Genomic DNA, 25,511 nt, shown 5'->3' on the forward strand with positions numbered 1-25,511 from the left:
GGCCTCCCTGCTCACCTGGCGCCGGGCCGTCCACGGCGGGCGCCAGGCCGTCAAATGACTGACCGTAGAACCTTGATCCTAGCCAAAGCATGTCCCTGCGTCACCACGCCGGAACGGAAACCGCAGTGCGTTATGCAGTGAGGTACGGCAGCCTACGCGTCCCGCAGACCCAAGGCCAGGGCTAGGGTAAGTTCAGGCCCATGGAATGTGTCGTGATCTACAGCTTGCGCGAGGGTGTGGACAGATCCACAGTCATGGACGTCTATCCCCGCCACAGGGCGTACTACGAGGCTTTCCGGGCCGCCGGGGGAGGACTGCTCGCCCTGGGCCCCTTCCAGTCTCCGGAGCCCGGCCTGAGCTCGATGGGGATCTTCACGTCGTACGGGGAAGCCGAACGATTCATTGGCGGTGACCCCTTTGTGACCGAAGGCCTTGCGGACCCTAAGCTGCTCGAATGGAACGCCGTGCACCTGGCGTAGGCGGTTAAGGCAACAACCTGGACGGCGAAGGGGCTTTCTCATGGGTGACGGATTGACGGCCGGCGTGCTGGAGCGCCTGTACACCGGGACGGTGTGGGCGGAGGGGCCATTGTGGGTGCCGTCGTCGCAGACGGTGCGGTGGAGCGATATCCCCAACGACCGCATTCTCGAGTTCCACCCGGACACCGGGGTGACCCAGGAATACGCGACCGGCGTGGAGTTCACCAACGGCCGTACCCTCGACGCCGACGGCAGCGTTGTGCAGTGCAGCCACGGCCGGCGCCGGGTGGAGCGCGACCGGGATGGGACCGTCACCGGCCTGGTTGACTCCTTCCAGGGCCGCCGGCTGAATTCACCCAACGACGTGGTGATTGCCCGCGACGCCGGCATCTGGTTCACGGACCCGCCCTACGGGATCCTTCCGGGAACAAAAGAAGGGCATGAGGGAGAGCAGGAATACGGGGGCTGCCATGTGTTCCGCTTCGACCCCGCCTCCGGAACGTTGACCCCCGTGGTGACCGACCTCGTGCATCCCAACGGATTGGCCTTCTCGCCGGACGAATCTGTCCTCTACGTCGCGGACACGGCCGGCAGCGCCCACGGGGTCCCGCTGCGGATCGCCGCCTACGCCGTGCGTGACGGCCACTGCAGCGCCAGGACCGGCACGCTCGAGTTGGAGGACGGCCACCCGGCCGACGGGCTGCGGGTGGACGTCGAGGGCCGGATCTGGACCTCGGCCGGCCCCTCCGTGCGGATCTACTCACCGTCCTTCAAACTCCTGGGCACCATCACCGTGCCGGAGACCGTCTCCAACCTGTGCTTTGGCGGACCCGACGGGCAGGACCTCTACCTGACCGCGACCACCAGCCTGTACCGGATCCGCACCACCACCACGGACGCGGCCGCACGCAACCATCCCACCAACCGCAACTGAACGCGAGGACACACCATGCAGCACCGGACCCTGGGCCACAGCGGCGCCGTCGTCACCAGCTTCGCGCTGGGCACCATGACCTTCGGCGCGGAAGCGACCGAGGAAACATCCCACGCCATCCTGGACAGCTACTTCGAAGCGGGCGGCAACTTCATCGACACCGCCGACGTCTACAGCTCGGGAGTGTCCGAAGAGATTATTGGACGCTGGCTGGCAGGGCGGCCGGGCCTGAGGGACCAGGCGGTGATTGCCACCAAGGGCCGTTTTCCCATGGGAACGGCACCGAACGACGTCGGAACATCCCGCCGGCACTTGACCCGCGCCCTTGATGATTCCCTCCGCCGCCTGGGAGTGGAACAGATCGACCTTTACCAGATGCACGCGTGGGACCCCATCACCCCCTTGGAGGAGACCCTTCGGTTCCTGGACGACGCCGTGGGCCGCGGAAAGATCGCCTACTACGGGTTCTCGAATTTCCTGGGCTGGCAGCTCACCAAGGCTGTCCATGTTGCACGCAGCCAGGGCTGGAACCCGCCCGTCAGCCTGCAGCCCCAATACAGCCTCCTGGTCAGGGACATCGAACACGAGATCGTGCCGGCCGCGCTTGACGCAGGAATCGGCCTGTTGCCGTGGTCGCCCCTGGGCGGTGGCTGGTTGTCCGGCAAGTACCACCGCGACCAGCGTCCCTCCGGGGCAACCCGCCTGGGGGAGAACCCCGAACGCGGCATGGAAGCCTGGAAGGCACGCAATGATAACCCGCGCACGTGGACGGTCATCGACGCCGTCGAAGATATCGCGGCCCACCACAATGTGAGCCCGGCCCAGGTGGCACTGGCCTGGCTGGCGCACCGGCCGGCCGTGACGTCCGTGATCCTGGGCGCCCGCTCCACGGAGCAGCTCGCCGACAACCTGGCGGCCGCCCACCTGGAGCTCAGCGCTGAGGAGGTCACCCGTCTGACCCAGGCCAGCAGGCCCGAGGCGGGGGTCTATCCCTACGGGCCCATGGCCCAGGAACAGCGCAGCCGCAAGATGGAGGGCGGACGGTAGCGCCACGCCGGCGGGTAAGCAGGGGCCGCCCTTACCGGGTGTGTTTGAGTACGTCCGGTAGCTCCTCCACGTATACGGTTTGCGGCGGGTCGAAGTAGATCACCAAGACCTCAGCGCCCACCGGGAAGTCGCTGGTCTTGTCGAACGGATGGGCGTGGAATGCCATGGTGCCGCCAAGGTAGGGCAGCATGACTTCGCCGATGGTGCCCGGGCCGATGCGGCCGGTGACCCGCCCGATCTTGCCGGTCAGGCTCCGGTCGACCTCCTTGCGCACGGTATCCCTACGCCCCGGAGGCGGTGGGTGGCTGCTTGGCGTCCTTGCCGTTCTTCAGCGCGGACCGGAGGGCCGGCAGGTAGTCACCGGCCTGGGCCAGGATTCCGCCGAGCATCTTGTTGACGCCCTCACCGCCGTTCAGGACGGTCATTTGTCCCACGTGCGAGAAGGGCTCAGCGGCGGCGGCAATGATGGCCGGCATGTTTTCGGCGAGCTGCTGGGAGATGACCGCGTCCTGGTTGGTGGCCAGTGCCTCGGCACGCGCCTTGATGCCGTCCGCCTCGGCCAGGGCCTTGGCTTTGATCGCGGAGGCAGCAGCGTCGCCCTTCGCCTTGGTGGCGGCCGCTTCGGCTTCGCCCGTAACTTTGGTGGCTCCGGCCGCGGCCGCCGCTGCCGTGGCGTTGGCCTGGGCCGTCACTTCGGTCCGGCGGGCGTTGGCCTGGGCCTCAAGCTCGGTGCGGCGGGCCAGTGCCTCGGCGGCACTGATGTCCGCAGCTTTCTGGCCTTCTGCATCCGTGCGCTTGGCGTAGGCCTTCGCGTCGGCAGGTTTCCGGATACTCGTCTGCAGCTTCTGCTCTTCCCGGTCCGCCTCAAGCTTGGCAACCTCGGTTTCCTGGACCACCACCTGCTGCCGCGCCGTGGCCTCAGCCAGCGGCCCGGCCTGGGCGGCATTGGCCCGGGCGCGTTCGGCATTGGCCTGAGCCACCGACTGGCGGATCGCGGACACGCTCTGCGCATCCGCGATCAGGGCTGCCGCTTCCGCTTCCTTTTCCGCCGCCTCCCGGTTTCGGGTGGCCTCGGCGATCCGGGCCTCCATCTTCACCTGGGCAATATGAGGTTTCGCGATGTTCTGGATGTAGCCGGTGGGATCCTGCAGGTCCTTGATCTGCAGCGAGTCAACCACCAGGCCCAGCTTCTCCATCTCTACACCGCTGGCGCTGCGGACCTGCGAGGCGAGTTTGTCCCGCTCGCGGATGATTTCCTCCATCGTCATGCTGCCAATGATGGAGCGCAGGTGGCCCTCAAAGACGTTGTAAACCTGGCTTTCCATCTTTGGCTGCTGGCCCAGGAAGCGGCGGGCGGCATTGGCGATAAAGGGCGGTGCGTCGCCAATCTTGTAAATGACGACGCCCTCCACTATCACCTGGATGCCCTGTGAGGTAACGCAGGAGACTTTGAGTTCGGTTTCATTCAATGTCAGTGAGAGGGGCCGCACCGTCTGGAGGCCGGGAAGGACCAAGGCGCCCTTTCCGGTGACAATTTTGAAATCCATTCCTTCCCGGGTTTCAAGGGTTCCACGGGTTAAGCCGGAAATGATCAGGGCCTCGTTGGGTTCAGCCACTTTCCACATCAGCTTCGTGGCAACCCAGATAAAGCCGACGGCAAAAAGCACCCCCAAAATAATGGCGATAAGCGGGAAGAACGGTGCGAAGTCCGGCATAACCAGATCCTTTCAATGCCGCGAACGGCATCACGGTAAAGCCCCAGTAAATGCAGCCGTCCATTTATCCGAAGAATGAAAGTGCGGTCAATTCCGGTTCACTTGGCAAGCTGTTGTAGACAGTCTGGTTGGGCCCCGCCCAAGAGTCCATAGCCGCACCGATATTTGCCTGCAGCAACCATAAAAGACGGACGACGGCGGGCCACGCAGTACGCGGGAAGGGCCCGGCAGCGGGGGAAACCGTTGACACGGGCAACCAAGTGCTCGCACGATGGAAATGGAACCGCAATGCGGGTCCAGCGCCAGGCATTGACATTTTCTTCCCTTGTTATTGCCATAAGGCCGGGCGTTCTACTGCATCTGACCAACGGAGTGATGATGAGTATTCAAGGAGTGACCCGGGAACAGGCCGTACGGCGTGCTACGGTGGCGAGCGTGGTGGGTACCACCATCGAGTGGTACGACTTCTTCCTGTACGGGACTGCCGCCGCCCTGGTGTTTCCCCAGTTGTTCTTCCCGGGCCAGGTTGCCTTCGCCGGCGTGCTGGCGGCTTTCGGTACCCAGTTTGTCGGCTTTGTTGCCAGGCCTATCGGCGCGGCGATCTTCGGCCACTTCGGCGACCGGATCGGACGCAAGACAACGCTCATGGCCACGCTCTTCCTGATGGCCTTTGGGACGGTCCTGATCGGCTGCCTGCCCACCTACCAAAGCATCGGCGTGGCCGCGCCGGTCCTGCTGGTCCTGCTCCGGATAATCCAGGGAATCGGCGTCGGCGGCGAGTGGGGCGGTTCGGTCCTGCTGAGCATGGAATGGGGCGACCAGAACCGCCGCGGCCTGTCCGCTTCCTGGCCGCAGATCGGGGTGCCGCTCGGGCTGGTCCTGTCCACCGGCGTCGTCAGGATCACAACTGCCGTAACGGGTACTGAAGGGTTTGCTGCCTACGGCTGGCGGATCCCGTTCATCCTGAGCATCATCCTGATTGGCGTAGGCCTGTTCGTCCGGCTGCGCGTCATCGAAAGCCCGGAGTTCGACGAAGTCCGCAAGTCCAACAAGGTGGTGCGTGCCCCGATCGTCGAGGTGATCCGCCGGCAGCCCAAGGAGATCCTCCTTTCGGCCCTGGTGCGCACCTCGGAGCAGGCGCCTTTCTACTTGTTCATCACCTTCGTGATCACCTACGCCACCAAGCAGCTGAAGCTGGACAGCAACTCGATCCTGGATGACACGCTGATCGCGGCGGCGATCGGGCTCGTCAGTGTCCCCCTGTTCGGACGCCTCTCCGACCGCTTCGGGCGACGGCGGGTGTACGGAACCGGGATCGTGCTTACAGCGCTGTTCGCATTCCCCTACTTTGGGCTGCTGAACACCCGCGATTCCCTCTGGGTTGGCGTTGCCGTGGTGGTCAGCCTGATCCTGCACGACATCCAGTACGGCCCCCAGGCCGCCCTGATCGCCGAGAGCTTTGACACCGACATCCGGTACACGGGCGCCGGCCTGGGCTACCAGTTGGCCAGCGTCATCGCCGGCGGCCCCGCGCCCCTCATTGCTGCCGCCCTGCTGGCAAGCTACGGCAACTCGACGTCAATTTCGCTGTACATCATCCTCTGCTGCGTCATTGCCATGGCAGCCCTGATCCTCCTTCCCAGGGCCAAGGGGGCGCTGGCCAAGGATGCCGCTGCCGCCGCGATGCCAAGAAACCTGTAGGGCAGGATGCGGACGGACTTCCAGCCTGGACACCTGGGGCCGCGGGCTTTCTACAAACTACTGACGTCGGTGGTGGTTCCGCGGCCCATCGCCTGGGTGTCCAGCACCTCCCCGGCAGGGGTGGACAATCTTGCGCCGCACTCGTTTTTCACTGTCGCCTCGGTGGACCCGCCGATCATCCAGTTCACCTCCGTCGGCGAGAAGGATTCGCTGCGGAACATCGAAGCGACTGGGGAGTTCGTGGTCAACCTCGCGCCTGCAGCGTTGATCCAGGAGGTCAATGCCACCGGCACCAATTTCAGTGCCGACGTCAGCGAATTCGATGCCGCCGGCCTGGCCCGTGAGCCCAGTGCCATGGTCCGGCCGCCCCGGGTCAAGGACTCTCCGGCGGTGCTGGAATGCTCGCTTCACCAGACCCTGCGCATGGGTGACTGCGTCCTGGTGTTCGGCCTGGTGGTGCACGCAGCTGTCTCCTCCCAGGTGCTCAGCGGTGACCACCCGGACGTGGCCGGGCTTGATCCGCTGTCACGGCTGGGCGGGGACGAGTGGGGCATGCTTGGCCCCGTCCGCCACTTGCCGCGGATCCGCGCGTCCCAGTGGCCTGGTTCTTTCACCCCGCGGGAGGCAGGCTCCTGATGGCCACGGTCAGTGTTGACGGGGCGGAGTCCATTGCCACGATTTCCTTCGGCAGCGGCGGGAGGCTCAATGCCCTGGGGGAGCGGGACTGGGAGGATTTGCGGTGCGCAGTGCACGGCCTGGCCTCCGACCCGACCCTGCGCGCGGTCGTGGTGCGCGGCCGCGGTGGAGTGTTTTGCGCCGGCTCCGACATACGCGAATGGGACGGGACGTCGGGCGCGGACGTTGGCCGGACCTTTGACGTGCTGGAAGCCGCCCTGCAGGCGCTTGAGGACCTGCCCGTCCCAACCCTGGCGGTGGTCGAAGGGGTTGCGGCCGGCGGTGGCTGCCAGCTTGCCCTTGCCTGCGATCTGCAACTCCTGACCCCCACGGCACGAATGGGGATGCCTGTGGCACGCCTGGGCTTGCTGGTTCCACCCACCTTCGCCGCCCGCTTGGCACTCCGGGTAGGTCCGTCCCGGGCCAAGGACCTTCTCTACACGGGCCGTATGCTCACTGCCCGGGAGGCGTGGGACATCGGGCTGGTCACCACCCTTGCCCCCGACGACGACGCGGACGCGGCCCTGGCGGCCGTCCTCGACCCCTGGAAGGGTGTCTCGTCGGCTTCCTTGAAGGCATCGAAAGCGGCGGTGGACGAGGGCCTGCGCCTCCTGACGGAGGCCGGCCGCCGCGCGCCAAAGGGCCCCGCGGTGGATCCCGTGGAGTTCCCGGACCGGGTCACGGGCTTTCTCCACCGCCGGGCCGGGGCGGGTCCGCCGGCTCCACCACCGTGATGTCCAAAGGCATCCGGTTGACGCTGCGCAGGCGTCCGGCCAGCACGCTGCGGAGTCCGTGAGCCACCATCCGCCGCTTGGTCAGGAACCTGAATTCCGGATGGTCCGAGGTGACAAGTTCCACGATGGGCAGTGCTGCCTCGCCCGCGTTTTGTCCCCACAGCCCCACCACCACCTGCAGGCCGCTGAGGCGCTGTTGGTAGCCCGCCTGGGACCGCACCCGCGCCAGGAGTGCAGTTTCCACGAGTCCGGGGTTCATACCGTGAACCCGGACGCCGGTGCCCTTGGTTTCCAGGCGGAGTGTCTCGGTGAACTGGCGGACCCACCGCTTGCTTGAGGCGTAGGCGTTCTGCAGCGCCACCGGACCCCGGTCGCCCTGGCCATAGAGGTTGACCAGGTCGCCGTGCCCCTGGCCCAGGAATACCGGCAAAGCAACCCTGGAGCCGTGGAACGTACCCAGGATGTTGGTGCGCACCACGCGCGTGAAGTCGTCAACGGGCGTTGAAGCCGTGGGGCCGAAAATCCCCGACGTGCCGGCGTTGTTGACCCAGATGTCCAGTGTTCCCCGGGAAAGGGCCTCGTCGCGAAGCGCCTCAACGTCCGCCGGTTCGGCGGTGTCGCAGCGGCGTCCGGATGCCGCGATCCCCTCATCGAGCAGGAGGCGGACGGCGGCAGCGACGTCGTCGCCGGACCTGGCTGCCAGCACCACCGTTGCGCCGTGGAGGCCCAGCGTGCGGGCCATGGCAAACCCCAGCCCGCGTGATGAGCCAGTCACCACCGCTACCCGGCCGCGAAGGATGTCCTGGGAGAGCGCGCCCCGTTGGATCCGCATCCCTTTGTCTTACGCCGCTGCAGCTGCGACGGCAAGAGTGCCGGCTTACTGGTCCATCCCGGGGGAAGCCGCCCGGAGCGCTGCCGCGAGATAGGGGGCAGTGCGGCTGCTGCGGGAACGCGCGACGGCGGCCGGGTCGCCGGCGGCGACGATCCTGCCGCCGGCGTCGCCACCCGCGGGCCCCAGGTCCATCACCCAGTCGGCGGCCGCCACCACATCCATGGCGTGTTCCACGACGATCACCGTATTTCCTGCGTCCACCAGGCGGTTCAGCTGCGCCATGAGGAGCTGGACGTCGGCCGGGTGCAGGCCGGTGGTGGGCTCATCCAGCAGGTACAGGGTGTGCCCGCGGCGCGCGCGCTGCAGTTCCGTGGCCAACTTGATCCGCTGCGCCTCGCCACCGGAAAGTTCTGTGGCGGGCTGGCCAAGACGAAGGTAGCCCAGGCCCACCTCCTGGAGCGTCTGGATGGACCGGGCGGCGGCGGGCACCCCGGCCAGGAAACCAGAGGCGGCGTTGACCGTCATGCCCAGCACCTCGGCGACGTTTTTGCCCTGGTAGGTGACCTCCAGGGTTTCGGGGTTGTACCGGGTTCCGTCGCATTCCGGACACGGACCGTAACTGCCGGGAAGGAACAGGAGCTCCACGGCCACGAAACCTTCGCCCTGGCATGTCTCGCACCGGCCGCCTGCCACGTTGAAGGAAAAGCGGCCGGCCCCGAATCCCCGGCTCCGGGCAGCCTCAGTGGCGGCGAATTCCTTGCGGACCGCATCGAACAAACCCGTGTAGGTTGCCAAATTGGAGCGCGGGGTCCGGCCGATCGGCCTCTGGTCCACTTTTACCAGGCGGTCGATCCGCTCGAGGCCGGACACGTGCCCCACGGCAACGGGTCCGCCCTGTTCCCCGGCGTCCTCGTCCGGCTCCTCGGCGGATGTTCCGGCTCCGGCCTGCAGCACGGCACCGGCCACATCGGCCAGGACCCGGCTTACCAGGGTGGACTTTCCGGAACCGGAGACCCCCGTGACCGCTGTCAGCACGCCGAGCGGAAAAGCCGCATCCAGGTTCCGCAGGTTGTGCCGGCTGACGTCCCGCAGCTCCAGCCACCCGGCTGCTTCGCGCCGGGCACCCTGCCGGGCGCCGTCGTCGTCCCCTCCCGCCTGCGGCACGCCGGGGAACAGGTACGGCCTGGTCACGGACTCCGGCACCTCATCGAGGCCCTGCACGGGGCCGCTGTAGAGCACATTTCCGCCGTCCTCGCCGGCCCGCGGTCCCACATCGACCAGCCAGTCCGCCCGGCGGACCATCTCCATGTTGTGTTCCACCACGAAGACGGAATTTCCTGACGACTTGAGCTGGTCCAGCACGGCCAGGAGAGGTTCTGCGTCGGCGGGGTGCAGGCCCGCAGATGGTTCGTCCAGCACATAGATGACACCGAACAGCCCCGAGCGGAGCTGCGTGGCGATGCGCAGCCGCTGCATTTCCCCGGGCGAAAGCGTCGGCGTGGCCCGTCCCAGCGCCAGGTAACCCAGGCCCAGTTCCAGCAGCACGGTGATGCGCTGGAGCAAGTCGCGGGTGATGGCCACGGCCACTTCGTTGGACTCCGATGACTGCTTACGGGATGCTGTCGCCGCCGCGGCCAGCAGGGTGGTGGGGCGGATGATCGCGGCGAGCTCGGTCATGGGAACCGCGTTCAGCGCGGCGATCGTGTGGCCGGCAAACGTCACCGCGAGGGCTTCGGGCCTGAGTCCTGTTCCGCCGCACCGCGGGCACGGCCCGGTCTCCATGAAGCGCAGGACCTTTTCCCGCATGGCGGGACTCTTGGAATCGAGCAGCGTATGCATGACGTAGCTTTTGGCACTCCAGAACCGGCCCTTGTAGGGCTTGGCCACGCGGTCCCGCTGGGGCGTCACCTCCACCACTGGCTGCTCTTCGGTGAACAGGATCCAGTCCCGCTGCTTCCGCGGCAACTGCCGCCACGGGACGTCCACGTCGTAACCCAGGTGCGTCAGGATGTCGCGCAGGTTCTTGCCCTGCCAGGCACCGGGCCACGCGGCGATTGCCCCGTCGCGGATGCTCAGCGTGGGGTCCGGGACCAGGGACGCCTCCGTCACGGTGTGGGCGGTACCCAGCCCGTGGCATTCCGGGCAGGCGCCGGCCGCAGTGTTGGGGGAGAAGGCGTCCGAATCCAGCGGCGCCGCGCCCTCCGGGTAGCTGCCCGCGCGGGAAAACAGCATCCGGAGCGAATTGGACAATGTGGTGACCGTTCCCACGGTGGACCGGGACGTTGCGGTTCCGCGGCGCTGCTGGAGGGCGACGGCGGGCGGCAGCCCGGTGATGTGGTCCACCTTGGGGTTGTGGCCCTGCTGGATGAGCCGGCGGGCGTAGGGCGCCACCGATTCGAAGAACCGGCGCTGCGCCTCCGCGTAGATGGTGCCGAAGGCCAGGGACGACTTGCCGGAACCCGAGACCCCTGTGAACGCCACGATCGCATCCCGCGGAACATCCACGCTGATGTTCCGCAGGTTGTTTTCACGGGCACCGCGCACGCGGACGAATCCGTCTTCGGCGTGGTCCGCCGCGGGAGCGGAGGTGTTCAGCGCGGTCAATGTCCCGGTGTTCTGTTTGGCATTCACCGCTTCGACTCTAGTAGCCGTCCGTGCGTGGCCCGAACCTTCCGGGATCTGTCCGGACGGCGCAGACGGATTTACACTGAAGCATTCCGCGGCGCAGGCAGGGGAAGCGGACAGAAAACAGAAGATCAACTACATAGGTGGAAGGGCCGGCCATGGGCAACGCGGCGCAGGGAGCTAACAGGGCAGTATCCGAGGCCGCGTCTGCGGGCCGCAGCCCGGCAGTGCGCATTCTGGCACGCGCCGGATTCGTATTTATCGGTTTGGTCCACATCCTGATCGGGGCCATCGCATTGCAGCTGACCCGGGGCCAGGGGGGAGAAGCGGACCAGTCCGGGGCGATCGGTGCCCTGGCCTCCAAGCCCGGCGGGGGGGGGATCCTGCTGTGGGCCGGTGCCGTGGCGTGTGCCGCCCTGGCCCTGTGGATGGTCAGCGAGGCGGTCTTTGGGGCACGCACGGAGTCCGACTCCAAGAAGAAGCTGAAGGCCGCAGCCAGCGCAGCGGGGAAGGCAGTGGTCTTCGGGTTCCTTGCTTTCACCTTCGCAGTCTTCGCCTCCGGTGGCAGCAAGAATTCCAGCCAGGCGGCCAGCGATTTCACCGCAAAGTTGATGGGAGCGCCGGCCGGAGTGGTCCTCCTGGTGGTGGTCGGGCTGGCCATCATCGGAGCGGGCGTTTTCTATGTGTACCGGGGTGTCACCCGGAAGTTCATGAAGGACCTGCAGGACCCGGGCAACGCGCGGACTGCCGTGGAGTGGATCGGCACCATCGGCTACGCCGCCAAGGGCGTGGTGCTCGCCGTCGTCGGAGTCCTGATTATTGTGGCCGCCGCAACGGCGGACCCCTCCAAATCCTCCGGCCTCGACGGCGGGCTGAAGACCCTCGGGTCGCAGCCGTACGGCGTGTTCCTGCTTGCTGCCATCGCCGCAGGGCTGATCTGCTACGGCGTGTACTCCATGGGGCGTGCAAGGTACGGGAAGTTCTAGGTCCCCGGACCTCGGCCAGGGGTACCTAATGCCCTAAACGTTCCTGTGCAGTCGCTGTGCATCCTGTTGATCCGGTCACCTTTGGCCCTACAGTAATCCCACAATTGCCTACGATGGGACAGACAACAAGACGAACGGCCGCCGGGCACCTGCCCGGCCACCCGGTAAATCCAGGCAGGAGGAGGTGCGATGCAGGACAGCGTGCTGCTGCACGGGCACCCCGCCCGGCTGGTGACCGCCGGGGTGGCCGCCATCCTCCTGGCCGTGACGTCGGGAAGCGCCGCCCAGACCCGGCCACCGGCCACCGCGCCCCTGGTCCGCGTTGTGGTGGTGGGGGATTCACTGAGCACCGGCCATGGAACGTCCCCGCAGGAGGCGTGGCCGGCGCTCATGCGGACGGATCCGGGCGTGGCGGGGCTGGAAGTAGTCAACGCGGCCGAGGACGGCAGCGGCTACGTCAGCTTGGGCGACTACAACGGAACCTTCGGGACCCAGGTTGACGACTTCGTCACCCCGGACACCGGAATTGTGGTCTTCTTCGGCTCGGAGAATGACCTTGGCTATGCCTCCTCGGACGTAGGCGACGCTGCGCTGGCGGCGATGGACAGGGCCGAGGCCCTTGCCCCGGAGGCCAGGATCATCGTGGTGGGGCCGCCGTCGTACACATCGAATCCCGACCCCGGACTGGTCGATATCAGCGACCAGCTCAGGACCGCCACTTCCAAGGCCGGCGCAGAATTCGTTGACCCAATCTCGGAAGGCTGGATCAGCGACGATTTTGACGACCTGATCGGCCCCGACGGCGACCACCCCACCGTGCTGGGCCAGCATTACCTGCTGGAGCATATCGGTGCGTACCTCGAGCAGGCTGCGCCGGCGGCAGAGGCTGCACTGGAAGGCCGCCCGGACCTGCACAAGCCCGCCGCCTAGGATCCCGCGGGAGCCTAGACCAGCGGCCAGGGGTAGCGCATCCCCGTGTGGTCGACCGGAAGCACCATGTCCTGCAGCAGGCGCTGCACCCTCCGCTGGAGGGCGGCCACCTCGGCGGGGTGGAGCAGCCCGGCCACTCCGGCCGGAACCGCGCCGGCCAGGGGACGGATGTCCTCCAGCAGGTTGTCCGGGATGGGGTCGCCGGCGAAGTCCCAGATCACGGTGCGCAGCTTGAAGGCGGCGGAGAAGCACAGGCCGTGGTCGATGCCCCAGATCCGGCCGTCCTTGCCGCGCAGCACATGGCCGCTTTTCCGGTCCGTATTGTTCGCCACATAGTCGAACACGGCCATCCGGGCCAGCTCGCTGTGCGTCTCCGGGGCGTCGGCGTACAGGGTGAAATAGTGTTCCTGTTGGTCCCCTTCAACAAACCACTGGAGCGACCCCACCCCAAGCGGGGCGTCCGTGCGCACGACCGTCGGCGGCACCATACCCCAGCCCAATGCCTCGCTCAGCAGGAACGCGGCGCACTCCCGGCGGTACAGGCCGGCGTCGAAGTCCGCCAGCGGCCGTTCTCCCGCCTCCGGCTTGTAGACGGCCCATGCCGAATCGCCGTCGCAGGAAAGCTCCGCGAGGAACGTGGCATTGCTGCCGCTCATGATGCGGCCCAGCAGCTCCACCCGGCCCTCGGTGAGGAGGGTCAGCTCCCGCGCGGACACCGCATGCCCCATACGCATCCCGGCCCGCTCACGGCGACCTCAGGCCGCTCAGGGGTTCCGACGTCGAGTTCACCATCAGCACGGCCGGAGCCTGCCCGTCAGTGTAGGAGATCACCGAGACCGACGCCGGGCTGATCATGATCCGTTGGAACAGGTCCAGGTGGGTGCCCAGCGCGTGGGCCACGGCCGCTTTGATGGGGTCGGCATGGGAGAAACAGACCACGACGCCACCACGGTGGGCGGCCCGAAGGTCGTCCAGCGTAGCCACCATCCGTGCCTGCATCCCGGAAAAGCCTTCGCCGTTGGGAAACCGGAACGCCGACGGATTGTGCTGGACGGTCTGCCACTCCGGGAGGGCCGCCAGTCCGGCGAGCGCGGCGCCGGTCCAATCACCGAAGTCGCATTCAAGGAGCCCGGCTTCGTCCGTGACCGGCCGTCCGGTGCGGGCGGCCGTGGGTTCGGCAGTTTCCCGTGCCCGTTCCAGGGGAGACGAGTAGACGGCGTCCACGGGCAGGCCGGCGAGCCGTTCGGCGGCGGCGTCCGCCTGCGCCCGGCCGCGTTCGGAAAGGTGCAGGCCCGGAGCCCGGCCCGGCAGGACGGTGCCGGTGGTGGGCGTCTCGCCATGGCGGACCAAAAGGATCAATGTGCTCTGTGTCATTGGGTCTAAGCGTAGCCGCGAGGGGACCCCGTGCCGAGCTTGCGAGGCGTGGGGAGCGGCAAGCGGTAGCCGCGAGGGGACCCCGTGCCGAGCTTGCGAGGCGTGGGGAGCGGTAAGCGGTAACCGCGGCCGGCCAGGAATCTGGCGGAATCCCTCGATTAGCGGCAGGCCGGGGATTACCGTAGAGGGGTGACTGATCGCCCCGAAATTTACACCGCTGGTGAACTGCGTGCGGCTGGGTACGTCCACAAGGACCTGAGGCACGAAATCCGGGACAACCTCCTCGCCGCCCTGGCTGCGGGGCGTGACCCGTGGCCGGGCTTGTACGGCTTCGGCCGGACCGTGGTTCCGCAGCTCGAGCGGGCACTGCTCGCCGGCCACGACGTCGTCCTCCTGGGGGAGCGCGGCCAGGGAAAGACTCGCATCCTCCGCACCCTGGCGGGGCTGCTGGACGAGTGGTCGCCGGTCATCGAGGATTCGGAGCTGAACGAGCACCCCTTTGAACCCATCACCGAACAGTCACGCTCGCGGGCGTTGACGGAGGGCGACCGGTTGCGGGTGGCGTGGCGGCACCGTTCGGAGCGTTACGTGGAGAAACTCGCCACACCGGATACGTCGGTGGCTGACCTCATTGGCGACGTTGACCCGATGCGGGTGGCCGAGGGCCGCCGCCTGGGGGATCCCGAAACCATCCACTATGGGCTGATCCCACGCTCCAACCGCGGCATTATTGCCATCAACGAGCTCCCCGATCTCGCTGAACGCATCCAGGTGGCCATGCTCAACGTCATGGAGGAACGCGACATCCAGATCCGCGGCTACGTCCTGCGGCTTCCGCTGGACGTGCTGGTGGTGGCGTCTGCCAACCCCGAGGACTACACCAACCGTGGCCGGATCATCACGCCGCTGAAGGACCGCTTCGGCGCCGAGATCCGCACCCATTACCCGATTGAGCTGGAAGACGAAGTAGCCGTCATCCGGCAGGAAGGGCGGCTGGTGGCCGACGTCCCGCCGTTCATCCTCGAAATCCTGGCCCGCTACACCCGGGCGCTGCGGCAGTCCCCTGCCATCAACCAGACCTCGGGGGTGTCCGCACGGTTCGCCATTGCCGGGGCAGAAACGGTGGCCGCAGCGGCCCTGCGCCGGGCCAGCCTGCGGGGGGAGGACCAGGCAGTGGCCCGGATCATCGACCTTGAGCCCGCCGTGGAGGTGCTGACGGGCAAGCTCGAGTTCGAATCCGGCGAGGAAGGGCGGGAACAGGGGATCCTGGACCACCTCCTCCGGACCGCCACCGCTGAAGCTGTCCGGGCCCACTTCCAGGGCCTGGACATGGGCCCGCTCGTAGCTGCCCTGGACGGACACCGCACCGTCACCACGGGCGAACAGGTCACCGCACGGGAGTTCCTGGGCAACCTCCCGTCGCTGAACGGCTCCGGCCTTTATGACGAAATTGGCCATCGCCTGGGTGCGGCCAACGACGGACAGCGGGCCGCCGCCGTCGAACTCGCCCTGGAAGGGCTGTACCTCGGCCGTCGGATCTCCAAGGAGTCCGACGACGAGGAAACCATCTACGGCTAGGCACAGGAGGCACCATGGCCATCCACAAGAGGTCTGCCCGGTACGGCCGGTATGCGGGCGGTCCGGACCCGCTCGCCCCGCCGGTGGACCTCGCCGAGGCGTTGGACGCCGTCGCCGAGGACGTGATGGCAGGCTACTCGCCGCGGCACGCCCTGCAGGAATTCCTGCGGCGCGGCGGCCGCAACCGCGATGGCCTGGACGATCTTGCCCGGCGGGTGCAGCAGCGGCGGCGCGATCTGCTGGGCCGGCACCGGCTGGACGGCACCCTGGACGAGGTGAAGAAACTCCTGGACACCGCCGTGCTGGAGGAACGCAAGCAACTGGCCCGGGATGCCATGATGGATAACACGGACCGCGCCTTCCGCGAGATGCAGCTGGAAAACCTGCCGTCCTCCACGGCAGCGGCAGTCAATGACCTGGCGTGCTACGACTGGCAGTCAAGCGCAGCCCGGGAAGCCTACGACCGGATCAAGGACCTGCTGGGCCGCGAAGTCCTCGAACAGCGCTTCGCGGGCATGAAGCAGGCGCTGGAGAGCGCCACCGATGCGGACCGGGAGGCCGTGAACGACATGCTCCGGGACCTCAACGGGCTGTTGGGCAAGCACCGGCGCGGCGAGGACACGGAGGCGGACTTCCAGGAATTCATGGCCAAGCACGGCCAGTACTTTCCGGAGAACCCCCAGTCCGTGGAGGAGCTCGTGGACGCCCTGGCCCAGCGGGCCGCCGCCGCCCAGCGCCTCCTGCAGTCCATGTCCCCGGAACAGCGCGATGAGCTGATGCGGCTCTCCGCCCAGGCTTTTGGGTCGCCCGAGCTGACGGCCCAGCTCAGCGAACTCGATGCCAGCCTCCAGGCCCTGCGTCCGGGCGAGGACTGGTCCGGATCGGAACGGTTCGAGGGGCAGGAGGGCCTGGGACTGGGCGACGGTACCGGGGTGCTGCAGGACATCGCCGAACTCGACGAACTGTCGGAGCAACTGTCCCAGTCCTACAACGGTTCACGGCTCGATGACCTGGACCTCGACGCCCTGGCCCGGCAGCTGGGGGAAAGCGCCGCCGTGAGCGCCCGTACCCTGGCGGAGATCGAACGGGCAATGCAGGAGGGCGGCTACCTTCGCCGTGGCGCTGACGGTGACCTCCGGCTGTCCCCGCAAGCCATGCGGCGGCTCGGAAAATCGTTGCTGCGCGACGCCGCCAAGCAACTTTCCGGCAGGCAGGGAAGCCGTGACACCCGGATGGCCGGTGCCGCCGGAGAGCAGACGGGCTCCAGCCGGCAGTGGGAGTTCGGGGACGCCGAACCGTGGGACGTCACCCGCACCATGACCAACGCCATCCGGCGCACCATGGCCGACGGCGGCGACCCGGCGCGCGGCCTGCGCCTCGCGGTGGGCGATATTGAAGTCTCGGAGACGGAGGCCAGGACCCAGGCCGCAGTTGCCCTGCTCGTGGACGTCTCCTTCTCCATGGCTGCAGAAGGGCGGTGGGTTCCCATGAAGCGGACCGCGCTGGCACTGTACCACCTCGTCTCCACCCGCTTCCGCGGTGACCGCCTCGAGCTCATCACGTTCGGCCGCTATGCCCAGTCCATGGACATTGGGGAACTGACGGCCCTGCCGGCCTTCCGCGAACAGGGAACCAACCTGCACCACGGCCTGCTGCTGGCCGGGCGTTTCTTCCGCCGGCACCCGTCCATGCAGCCGGTCCTGCTGGTGGTCACGGACGGCGAGCCCACGGCACACCTCCTGCCTGACGGGGACTCCTGGTTCAACTGGCCGCCGGACGCAGAGACCATCCGCGCAACGGTTGCCGAGCTGGACCGCCTTGGCCGCGCCGGCGTCCAGGCCACCTTCTTCCGCCTGGGCAGCGATCCCGGCCTGGAGCGGTTCATCCAGCGTATGGCGCGGCGCGTGGAGGGCCGTGTTGTCGCCCCGGAGGTGGGCGACCTTGGTGCGGCAGTGGTGGGGGAGTACCTGCGTGCCCACGTCCGCAGCGCCTACGCCGACGGCGACTGGTTCTGATTGCCGTGGGCCAGCTGATGGTGGACCTGATCATCACCCTTGATGGGTGTGCCTCGGGTGCGGGGTGGCCGGGCTGGTGGGGCCTGGAAGGTCCGGAGTACCTCGCGTGGCTGGAACAGGAGGCCGGTCACGGGCGTACTTACTTGATGGGGGCCAATACCTACCGCCTCATGTCAGGGTTGTCGGAGGATGCCGCGGCCGCGGGAACGGAATATTCGGCGGACGAAAGTGAATCCTTGACCGGCCTCGCCGCCGTTCCCAAGGTGGTCTTTTCCGCCACCTTGAAGGCACCCCTCCGCTGGCCGAACTCCCAGCTCGTGGCCGGGGACGCCGTCGAGGCCGTCAGGCAGCTGAAACAGGGAGACGCTGGGCTGTTGATCACCCTCGGCAGCCTCAGCCTCTGCCGCTCCCTGGTGGCTGCGGACCTGGTGGACCGGTTCCGGCTGGTGGTGTTTCCACTGATCACCGGCCGCACCGGGAGTGAGCGGATTTTCGACGGCTATCCGGACGTCGCGCTGGAGATGGTGGACAGCAGGACCTTCGACGGACGGCTCCAGATGCTCGAGTACATTCCGCGCCTTATTGCATGACCCCCTGCCGCGGGACTTCGAAAAGAAACGTCAAAAGCTTGAAGGTTGAACTAAGGGAAAGGTACGGTTACTTTAACCTTCAACTATCTTCTTTCGAACATCGAGGCCCCCATGACCGCAGTTGCCCATTCCGTACCCCTGCCGGCGGGACTGCCCGTGGCCAGCGTCCGCACGAAAGTCAGCGTTCCCCTGCGCTTCCCCGACGGCTACGGCGCCTCCGCCGACGTCATGACGTTCCACGGACTGGCCGATGGTAGGGAACACCTCCTGCTGGCCCTGGGAGGGTGGGAACAGGCGCTGCTCGATGGCGGGACTGCGCCGCTGGTCCGGCTGCACAGCGAGTGCATGACGGGGGACGTCTTTGGCAGCGAGCGCTGCGACTGCGGGCCACAACTCCGGGAAGCCGTCGAAAGGATTGCCTCCACCGGGGGTTTCCTGCTCTACCTCCGGCAGGAAGGCCGGGGCGTCGGCCTGTACTCCAAGCTCGATGCCTACGCGCTGCAGGACCAGGGCCTTGATACCTATGACGCGAACCTCGCCCTGGGACATGGTGAGGACGAGCGCGACTACACGGCGGCAGCCCAGATGCTCAACGCCCTTGGCGCCACTACGGTGCGGCTGCTCAGCAACAACCCGGACAAGGCCAAACAGCTGGCGGCGCTGGGAATTGGCATCCAGCAGCAGGTTCCCACCGGCGTCCACCTGTCCGATGCCAACTCCCGCTACCTTGCCGCCAAGCGCGACCGCACCGGCCATACGCTGGAACTCGGCCGGGCCGCCGTCGACCGTCCCTTGCCGCCCGCCGCCGGGCCCGCGGCGGGCGTGCCGGACATGCCGGCCCGGGCCGCCGCGCTGGTTCCGGGCCTGCGTGCCCGCGCGGAAGACACTGAGCGGCTTCGCCGGCTGCCGGCCTTGACGGTGCAGGAGCTGCAGGAGGCCGGCGTCTTCCGCATCCTGGCGCCCGCCGCCGTGGGCGGGTATGGGCTGGGCGCACGAACCTATGCTGAAGTTGTCAGGGTCCTTGCCAGGGGATGCGCCTCCACCGCCTGGACTGCCGGCCACCTCGCCGAACACGCCTGGATGCTGGCCCGCTGGCCCCGCGAGGTGCAGGAGGAGGTCTTTGCGGGCGGCCAGGTACCCCTGGCCGCCGCGACAAGTGCCCCCATGGGCCTGGCGCGGAAGGTTCCGGGCGGCTACGCCGTCTCGGGCCACTGGAGTTTTGCTTCGGGTGTCATGCACTCGCGGTGGGCCCTGCTGGCCGTTCAGCTCGATGGTGCACGGCTGCAGGCGCTGGTTCCAGTGGCCGATCTTGAACTGCTGGACGCCTGGCACACCGACGGGCTGCGGGGAACCGGCAGCAACGACCTCATCGCCGACGGACTCTTTGTTCCGGAGCACCGCGTGGCGGAATGGGCACTGCTCAGCAGCCCGGCGAACCCCGGCAGCCTGATCCATCAGGACCCGCTCATCCACGCACCCATGGCCACGCTGCTGAACCTGGTGGCGCCCGCTGCGGCCCTGGGCTCGGCCGAGTACGCCGTGGAAATTTTCCGGGAGCAGCTGCTGGCGCCAAGGCAAAAGAACGGCATCGAAATGCGGCAGGCGGATTCAACCCTCGCCCAGGCGCGCTACGCCAGGGCGACCGGGGCCTTGGCTGCGGCACAACTGCAGTGGCAGGCGGCCCTGTCCATGCTGCCCCCGGAAGGGCAGGCCGCTCCCGCCCTGGCTGAGGAGCAGCACGCCTCGTTCCGGCTCTCGCTGGCCCTCAGCGCCGAGTCCTCCCAGGAAGCGGTCCGGCTGGCGGTGGGCGGCTCAGGCGGCAGCATGCACCGGCTCTCACACCCGCTCCAGCGCATTCAGCGGGACATGGGCGTGCTCCTGAACCACCCCACCCTGGGCATTGACGCCATCCTGGAGCAGTCGGGACGGGGCCTGCTGGGTCTGGGATTCAGCACACAGTCCTTCTAGGCGCCACGGCCGGAGTCAAGGCTCCTGCGCTGCGGAGCAATTCCGTGTGAGGATCGAGGTATGCCCCAGCGCCTCATGCTGCTCGACACTGCCTCCCTGTACTTCCGCGCCTTCTACGGACTCCCGGACACCATCCGCCGCCCCGACGGGACGCCGGTCAACGCCGTTCGCGGGTTGCTGGACATGATCGCTCGCCTCAGCACGGACTACCAGGCCTCCCATCTTGTGGCCTGTTGGGACAACGACTGGCGGCCGCAATGGCGGGTGGACCTGGTCCCCACCTACAAGGCGCACCGGGTGGCCCGGGTTGTACCCGACGGCACGGACGTCGAAGTGGTGCCTGAGGGCCTGGAAGCGCAGCTGCCCATGATCCGCCGGGTGCTGGAGCTGGCGGGCATCGCCATCGTGGGCGCGGCCGGGCACGAGGCCGACGACGTCGTGGGCACCTACGCCAGCCACGCCAGCCTGCCGGTGGACGTCGTCACGGGCGACCGTGATCTCTTCCAGGTGTGCGACGACGGCCGCGGGGTGCGGGTGATCTACACGGCCCGCGGCATGAAGAACCTCGAGGTCATCGTGGAAGAGACCGTGGTGGCCAAGTACAAAGTCCTGCCGCAGCAGTACGCCGACTATGCCACGCTGCGCGGCGATGCCTCAGACGGCCTGCCCGGCGTGGCCGGGATCGGTGAGAAGACGGCCGCTTCGCTGCTGCTCAAGTACGGCACCCTGGAACGGCTGCTGGAGGCGGCGGAGGCGGACGACGGCGGGGTGTCCGGTCCCGTCCGGGCCAAACTTTCCGCTGCCGCGGCCTACCTCGAAGCAGCCCCCGCCGTCGTCCGCCTGGTACGGGACCTCAAACTGCCCACCCTTGAACAAGCGGGCGCGCTGCTGCAGCCGGTGACCGGTGACCGGCGCTCCGAACTCGAGCAACTGGCCATCGACTGGAACCTGGGCGGTTCCGTCCGCCGGCTCCTCGCCGCGCTGGACCAGCGGGCGTAGACCCCGCCCCTGGAGGGATTGGCGATGACTCCGGATGTCCGGGCGTGACCTTTCATTGCGGTGCGGGTCGGTGTGTTTCGGAGGGCTTGGGCGGCCCGGTTTGGTGATGGTTTGGTGGGGTAACGATCCAGACGAGAGGGCCCTCCATGACAGGCACATCAGATCTTGCTCCCCGCCGGCTTCGGGATATCTTCGGAACATTCGCCAGCGGTCTCACTGTTGTTACCGGTTCCACCCCTGACGGGCCGGCCGGCTTCACCTGCCAGTCCTTTGCCTCACTGTCCCTGGACCCTGCGCTCGTAACGTTCAGTCCGTCCCGCTCGTCAACCACCTGGCCTGCGCTGCGGAAGGCCGGTTCGTTCGCCGTCAACATCCTCCCCGCGGAGCACCGGCACCTTGCCGGACAGTTCGCCCGCTCCGGGGCGGACAAATTTGCCGGAGTGGGACACGCATCCTCTCCGCTGGGTAATCCGGTGCTGGACAATGCTCTCGCCTGGATCGACTGCGACTTGCACGCAGAGCATGACGGCGGCGACCACACCATCGTGGTGGCAGCCGTGCGGCACCTCCAAGCCCGCCAGGACGCCGAACCACTGCTCTTTTTCAGGGGCGCTTATGCAGGGCTCGAGCCGTCCGGCCACCTGCTCGAAGCCGCAGGCTGAGGCCGACTCAACAACCGCGCCCTTGCGCCGCGACCACGTGGTAGTAAGCTTACTGAGCAATACTTAGTAAGCTTGCTGATAAAAGGGGATGGGAGCAGTAGCCATGGGCGCAATTTTCGGTACGGCCCTGTCACTGATGCTGACCGTAGGCGGGGCGGCGGTGGCGGCGCTGGGCGGCCCGGGGGCGGCCCGGCACTACCTCACCGGCCACGTACTGCTCGGAGTAGGACTTGGCCTGCTGATCGCCACCGCCATCCGGATGGCCGCCCGTGTCCTCATGGCACGGCCCACCCCACCGGCGCGCGGTACGACCGTGCCGTCTGTTGACGCGGCCCCTGTCACGGTCCTGCCCGTACGTTCCGCACCTTCCGTCCCGCTGCGGGGCAGGCATGCCGCCTGAGCTGAAGCCGGCCGGGCCCGCGGCGGCCGGAGCGCCCACTCCCGCACCCCGCCGCCGCCGGGTCCGCGCCCTGTTGGTCCTCTGTTGCGCCGTGGTCGCGTGCGGCCTCGTCGCAGGAGCGGCAGGAGTCCAGTCGGGCGATACGGACAGCAGCGTGCTGCGCGGATTCCAGATCCGCGTGCTGAGCATCAGCCAGGCAGCATCGGAGAACAGGATGGACGGCGCGCTTGCCGCCCTGCAGGCACTCGAGAAGGACCTGGGCGAGGCCGCCTCGGCAGGCCGGATTTCGGCTGCACGCTACCGAGGTATCGAGGATGCCCTTTCGGCCGTCCGGGCTGACATCGCCACGCAGGTTGCGGCGGCGTCCACGGCACCTCCCGCCGTGGCGGAGGACACCTCAGCCGCGCCGGCGCTGGCTGACACCGCCCAGGACGGGCCCGCCGCCGCGGAACCGGTGGTTCCAGCCGTTGCACCGGCACCTGCACCTGCACCAGCCAAGGACGCGCCCGGTTCACAGCGTTCGGACACCGCCAAGGAAGCCAAGGGCAAGGCCAAGGGCCAGGCCAAGCCCTGACCCGATCGGAAAATCAGGCCCGCGGCAAGGCAGAATGGACGGATGATTCCTCCTGACGGCAGCCCCGCCGCCGGTGCTTTCGAACTCGCCGCCATCGGTGCCGGGCTCGCTTTCGAAGCCTCCCTGCCGGAACTTCAGCGGGCCGCGGAGAGGGGCGTTGTTGTTGTCCAGGCGCCTCCCGGTACAGGCAAAACCACGCTAGTCCCGCCGCTGCTCGCAAATTTGCATGCCCGTGACGGCCGCGTCATCGTCACGCAGCCCCGGCGCGTCGCCGCCCGGTCCGCGGCCCGCCGCCTCGCCGCCCTTGACGGGACAGGCCTGGGTGGCCGCGTTGGCTACACGGTCCGCGGGGAACGCCAGGCCGGCCCCGCCACCCTGGTTGAATTCGTCACCCCGGGCATCCTGCTGCGCCGCCTGCTGGCGGATCCGGGCCTTGACGGGACAGCCGCCGTCGTCCTGGACGAAGTGCACGAGCGGGGCCTTGAAACCGACCTGCTGGCCGGCATGCTGGCGGAGGTCCGCGCCCTGCGCGGCGACCTCACGCTGGTTGCGATGTCCGCAACACTGGATGCAGCCCGGTTCGCAGCGCTGCTCGGGGATCCCGACGGCGGCGGCCCCGCGCCGGTCGTCGGCTGCCCGGCGGTCAATTATCCGCTGGCGATCCAGTGGCTCCCGGCACCGGGCGCCCGGCTGGACGCCAGGGGAGTGGCGCCTGCCTTCCTTGACCATGTGGCCGCGGCCGCGGCGGACGCCCACGCCGCTGCCCTCGCCGCCGACAGCGCCGTGGACGCGCTCGTGTTCCTGCCGGGCGCCAGGGAGGTCTTCCGCGTGGCGGCGTCCCTCCGCGGCCGGCTGGGCAGCGGCATGGACGTGCTGGAACTGCACGGCCAGGTGGCAGCCGCGGAACAGGACCGGGCCGTCTCGGGCCGGCGTCCCGGGGATCCCCCTCGGGTCATTGTCTCCACCGATCTCGCTGAATCATCCCTGACGGTTCCCGGCGTCCGGCTTGTGGTGGACTCCGGACTGGCCCGGGAGCCCCGGCGGGACTCAGGCCGCGGCATGAGCGGGCTGGTCACGGTCTCGTGCTCCCGGGCGTCAGCAGACCAGAGGGCAGGCCGGGCCGCACGGCAGGGCCCGGGGCGGGTGGTTCGTTGCTACTCGCAGCAGGCCTACGGGGCGGCCCCCGCACACGTCACCCCGGAAATCAATGTGGCGGACCTGACCGGTGCCGCCCTCACCCTGGCATGCTGGGGAGCGCCCGGCGGGAAGGGCCTGGCGCTGCCGGACGCCCCGCCCCGCCTGGCCATGGACGACGCCGTCGAGGTACTCCGGGAGCTCGGCGCCGTGACCGGAGACGGGCAGGCGACGGCCGCCGGCCGGGCCCTGGCCGCCATCCCCGCCGATCCACGGCTGGCCCGGGCTTTGCACGACGGCGGCACCTCCGCCGGACGCCGGCTCGCCGGCGAAGTGGTCGCCGCGCTCACCGGCGATTACCGTGCGCCGGGTGGCGACCTGCCCCGGCTGCTGGCCCAGCTTCGCGCGGACAAAGGCCCCTTGGGACGGCGCTGGGCGGAGGAATCCCGGCGGCTTGCTGCCATGGCGCGGCGGCGGGACGCGGGTGCCCCGGCCGTTGCGGCCACTGCCGACGGCCCCGAAGCTGTGGGCGCCGTCGTTGCCCTTGCTTTTCCGGACCGTGTGGCCCGCCGCGTGTCGGGCAGCGGGGGCGCGGGGCAATACCTGTTGACGTCCGGCACCCGGGCCGGCCTGCCCGCCGGGAGCACCTTGTCAGGCCACGAATGGCTCGCGGTAGCTGAAGTTGCCCGTGCCGCGGGCCGGGATGCGGCGGGCACGGGCGCCGTGATCCGTGCTGCCGGACCCCTGACAGCCGCCACGGCCGAAACGGCGGCCTCGCACCTGCTGGCCGACACGGTGGAAGCCGAATTCGTGGCGGGACGGCTGAGCGCGCGCAGGACCAGGCGGCTGGGCTCCATCGTCCTCTCCACGACGCCGGTGCGCCCTACCGCCGAACAGGGAAGGATGGCCGTGGCGGCTGCGCTTCAGTCCAACGGGCTTACAGCCCTGGACTGGTCGCCGGCGGCGGCCACCCTGCGGCGCAGGCTTGCCTTCCTGCACAGGCAGGCGGGAGAGCCCTGGCCGGATGTGTCGGACGAGGCCCTGCTGGAGAGGCTGGACGAATGGCTGGGGCCGGAACTGGAAGACCTTGCCGCCGGTAAGCCGCTGGGCTCAATTGACCTGGCCCACCCCTTGCGCCGCCTGATGCCCTGGCCGGAAGCCGCCAGGCTGGACGTGCTCGCCCCCGAAAACCTTGACGTCCCCAGTGGATCCCGCGTCCGGATCGATTACCCGGAACCGGGCGATGCCGGCGCGGCACCTGTCGTCGCGGTGAAACTGCAGGAGTGTTTTGGCCTGGCCGAATCCCCGCGGCTGGTGGACGGCCGTGTCCCCGTCCTGTTCCACTTGCTCTCCCCGGCCCGCCGGCCCCTCGCGGTAACGGATGACCTGACCTCATTCTGGTCCGGCCCCTACGGCCAGGTGCGTGCGGAAATGCGGGGCCGCTACCCCAAGCACCCGTGGCCGGAGGACCCGTGGTCGGCCCCAGCCACTGCGCGCACCAAGCAGCGCAAGTAACCGCCCCCGGCCGCCGCCATGGCTGCTCGGGGATCCAGGACCGC

At 68.2% G+C, this 25,511-nt stretch carries 23 protein-coding genes; 17 read left to right on the forward strand and 6 right to left on the reverse strand.

What is annotated here, in order from left to right; all coding sequences use genetic code 11:
• The first annotated feature begins 212 nt into the window (after positions 1 to 212).
• From ACZ9J7_RS16445 to ACZ9J7_RS16455, 3 genes are read left to right on the forward strand one after another with little or no spacing between them, the layout of a single operon-like run.
• A complete protein-coding gene (locus ACZ9J7_RS16445; RefSeq protein WP_476210893.1) occupies positions 213 to 479 on the forward strand; it encodes a YciI family protein in 267 nt (88 codons plus the stop codon).
• A gap of 40 nt (positions 480 to 519) precedes the next feature.
• Positions 520 to 1,413 carry an SMP-30/gluconolactonase/LRE family protein gene (locus tag ACZ9J7_RS16450; protein WP_476210895.1) on the forward strand — a complete coding sequence of 298 codons (894 nt, stop codon included), beginning with the start codon at positions 520 to 522 and terminating at the stop codon, positions 1,411 to 1,413.
• A gap of 15 nt (positions 1,414 to 1,428) precedes the next feature.
• Complete coding sequence (locus tag ACZ9J7_RS16455; protein WP_476210897.1) at positions 1,429 to 2,460, forward strand: aldo/keto reductase; 1,032 nt, start codon at positions 1,429 to 1,431, stop codon at positions 2,458 to 2,460.
• 31 nt (positions 2,461 to 2,491) lie between these two features.
• Here the strand turns inward: ACZ9J7_RS16455 and ACZ9J7_RS16460 are convergent, their stop codons facing one another.
• Together ACZ9J7_RS16460 and ACZ9J7_RS16465 are read right to left on the reverse strand one after the other, a co-directional pair.
• Entirely contained in the window at positions 2,492 to 2,734 is a 243-nt protein-coding gene (locus ACZ9J7_RS16460) for a hypothetical protein (RefSeq protein ID WP_141160562.1), read from the reverse strand.
• A 7-nt stretch (positions 2,735 to 2,741) separates the two neighbouring features.
• Positions 2,742 to 4,175: a flotillin family protein gene (locus tag ACZ9J7_RS16465; protein ID WP_476210900.1), complete on the reverse strand. Its 1,434-nt coding sequence runs from the start codon at positions 4,173 to 4,175 to the stop codon at positions 2,742 to 2,744.
• A 378-nt stretch (positions 4,176 to 4,553) separates the two neighbouring features.
• Here ACZ9J7_RS16465 and ACZ9J7_RS16470 point away from each other — a divergent pair, with 378 nt between their 5' ends.
• Genes ACZ9J7_RS16470 through ACZ9J7_RS16480 form a run of 3 tightly spaced genes read left to right on the forward strand, consistent with a single transcriptional unit; the run spans position 4,554 to position 7,285 of the window.
• On the forward strand, positions 4,554 to 5,876 hold the full coding sequence (locus tag ACZ9J7_RS16470) for an MFS transporter (protein ID WP_476210902.1): 1,323 nt from the start codon (positions 4,554 to 4,556) through the stop codon (positions 5,874 to 5,876).
• Between the two features lie 6 nt (positions 5,877 to 5,882).
• Positions 5,883 to 6,512 carry a flavin reductase family protein gene (locus ACZ9J7_RS16475; RefSeq protein WP_476210904.1) on the forward strand — a complete coding sequence of 210 codons (630 nt, stop codon included), beginning with the start codon at positions 5,883 to 5,885 and terminating at the stop codon, positions 6,510 to 6,512.
• Positions 6,512 to 7,285: an enoyl-CoA hydratase/isomerase family protein gene (locus ACZ9J7_RS16480; RefSeq protein WP_476210906.1), complete on the forward strand. Its 774-nt coding sequence runs from the start codon at positions 6,512 to 6,514 to the stop codon at positions 7,283 to 7,285. Before ACZ9J7_RS16475 ends, ACZ9J7_RS16480 begins: the two co-directional genes overlap by 1 nt.
• Here the strand turns inward: ACZ9J7_RS16480 and ACZ9J7_RS16485 are convergent.
• Both ACZ9J7_RS16485 and ACZ9J7_RS16490 read right to left on the reverse strand, forming a co-directional pair.
• Positions 7,230 to 8,117: an SDR family oxidoreductase gene (locus ACZ9J7_RS16485; RefSeq protein WP_476210908.1), complete on the reverse strand. Its 888-nt coding sequence runs from the start codon at positions 8,115 to 8,117 to the stop codon at positions 7,230 to 7,232. The two genes, ACZ9J7_RS16480 and ACZ9J7_RS16485, sit on opposite strands and share 56 nt — an antisense overlap.
• A 45-nt stretch (positions 8,118 to 8,162) precedes the next feature.
• On the reverse strand, positions 8,163 to 10,721 hold the full coding sequence (locus tag ACZ9J7_RS16490; protein ID WP_476211879.1) for an excinuclease ABC subunit UvrA: 2,559 nt from the start codon (positions 10,719 to 10,721) through the stop codon (positions 8,163 to 8,165).
• A gap of 179 nt (positions 10,722 to 10,900) precedes the next feature.
• Here ACZ9J7_RS16490 and ACZ9J7_RS16495 point away from each other — a divergent pair, with 179 nt between their 5' ends.
• Together ACZ9J7_RS16495 and ACZ9J7_RS16500 are read left to right on the forward strand one after the other, a co-directional pair.
• The gene (locus tag ACZ9J7_RS16495; RefSeq protein WP_476210910.1) at positions 10,901 to 11,728 is read left to right on the forward strand and encodes a DUF1206 domain-containing protein; all 828 of its coding nucleotides are present in this window, start codon (positions 10,901 to 10,903) and stop codon (positions 11,726 to 11,728) included.
• Positions 11,729 to 11,917: 189 nt separating this feature from the next.
• The gene (locus tag ACZ9J7_RS16500) at positions 11,918 to 12,658 is read left to right on the forward strand and encodes an SGNH/GDSL hydrolase family protein (RefSeq protein WP_476210912.1); all 741 of its coding nucleotides are present in this window, start codon (positions 11,918 to 11,920) and stop codon (positions 12,656 to 12,658) included.
• A 14-nt stretch (positions 12,659 to 12,672) separates the two neighbouring features.
• Here ACZ9J7_RS16500 and ACZ9J7_RS16505 read toward each other — a convergent pair whose 3' ends face one another.
• Both ACZ9J7_RS16505 and ACZ9J7_RS16510 read right to left on the reverse strand, forming a co-directional pair.
• The gene (locus tag ACZ9J7_RS16505; protein WP_476210913.1) at positions 12,673 to 13,374 is read right to left on the reverse strand and encodes an SCO1664 family protein; all 702 of its coding nucleotides are present in this window, start codon (positions 13,372 to 13,374) and stop codon (positions 12,673 to 12,675) included.
• Between the two features lie 28 nt (positions 13,375 to 13,402).
• A complete protein-coding gene (locus tag ACZ9J7_RS16510; RefSeq protein ID WP_476210915.1) occupies positions 13,403 to 14,032 on the reverse strand; it encodes an MSMEG_4193 family putative phosphomutase in 630 nt (209 codons plus the stop codon).
• Between the two features lie 189 nt (positions 14,033 to 14,221).
• Between ACZ9J7_RS16510 and ACZ9J7_RS16515 the strand changes: the two genes are divergently transcribed.
• The 9 genes from ACZ9J7_RS16515 to hrpB all read left to right on the forward strand — a co-directional run bounded on the left by ACZ9J7_RS16515 (position 14,222) and on the right by hrpB (position 25,467).
• Positions 14,222 to 15,610: a sigma 54-interacting transcriptional regulator gene (locus ACZ9J7_RS16515; protein ID WP_476210916.1), complete on the forward strand. Its 1,389-nt coding sequence runs from the start codon at positions 14,222 to 14,224 to the stop codon at positions 15,608 to 15,610.
• Between the two features lie 14 nt (positions 15,611 to 15,624).
• Positions 15,625 to 17,625 carry a vWA domain-containing protein gene (locus tag ACZ9J7_RS16520; RefSeq protein WP_476210917.1) on the forward strand — a complete coding sequence of 667 codons (2,001 nt, stop codon included), beginning with the start codon at positions 15,625 to 15,627 and terminating at the stop codon, positions 17,623 to 17,625.
• A 17-nt stretch (positions 17,626 to 17,642) separates the two neighbouring features.
• The gene (locus ACZ9J7_RS16525) at positions 17,643 to 18,215 is read left to right on the forward strand and encodes a dihydrofolate reductase family protein (protein ID WP_476211880.1); all 573 of its coding nucleotides are present in this window, start codon (positions 17,643 to 17,645) and stop codon (positions 18,213 to 18,215) included.
• Between the two features lie 111 nt (positions 18,216 to 18,326).
• Positions 18,327 to 20,183, forward strand: a complete 1,857-nt coding sequence (gene ribA / locus ACZ9J7_RS16530) for a GTP cyclohydrolase II RibA (RefSeq protein WP_476210919.1) — start codon at positions 18,327 to 18,329, stop codon at positions 20,181 to 20,183.
• A gap of 60 nt (positions 20,184 to 20,243) precedes the next feature.
• A complete protein-coding gene (locus ACZ9J7_RS16535) occupies positions 20,244 to 21,182 on the forward strand; it encodes a 5'-3' exonuclease (protein WP_476210920.1) in 939 nt (312 codons plus the stop codon).
• Positions 21,183 to 21,328: 146 nt separating this feature from the next.
• Positions 21,329 to 21,844 (forward strand): flavin reductase family protein, encoded by a 516-nt coding sequence (locus ACZ9J7_RS16540; RefSeq protein ID WP_476210922.1) that lies wholly within the window; start codon positions 21,329 to 21,331, stop codon positions 21,842 to 21,844.
• 103 nt (positions 21,845 to 21,947) lie between these two features.
• Positions 21,948 to 22,244: a hypothetical protein gene (locus tag ACZ9J7_RS16545; RefSeq protein WP_476210923.1), complete on the forward strand. Its 297-nt coding sequence runs from the start codon at positions 21,948 to 21,950 to the stop codon at positions 22,242 to 22,244.
• Complete coding sequence (locus ACZ9J7_RS16550) at positions 22,234 to 22,818, forward strand: hypothetical protein (RefSeq protein WP_476210924.1); 585 nt, start codon at positions 22,234 to 22,236, stop codon at positions 22,816 to 22,818. Before ACZ9J7_RS16545 ends, ACZ9J7_RS16550 begins: the two co-directional genes overlap by 11 nt.
• 42 nt (positions 22,819 to 22,860) lie before the next feature.
• Positions 22,861 to 25,467: an ATP-dependent helicase HrpB gene (hrpB, locus tag ACZ9J7_RS16555; RefSeq protein ID WP_476210926.1), complete on the forward strand. Its 2,607-nt coding sequence runs from the start codon at positions 22,861 to 22,863 to the stop codon at positions 25,465 to 25,467.
• Positions 25,468 to 25,511: the final 44 nt, after the last annotated feature.

The sequence above is a fragment of the Pseudarthrobacter sp. TE9888 genome, from assembly GCF_056279345.1.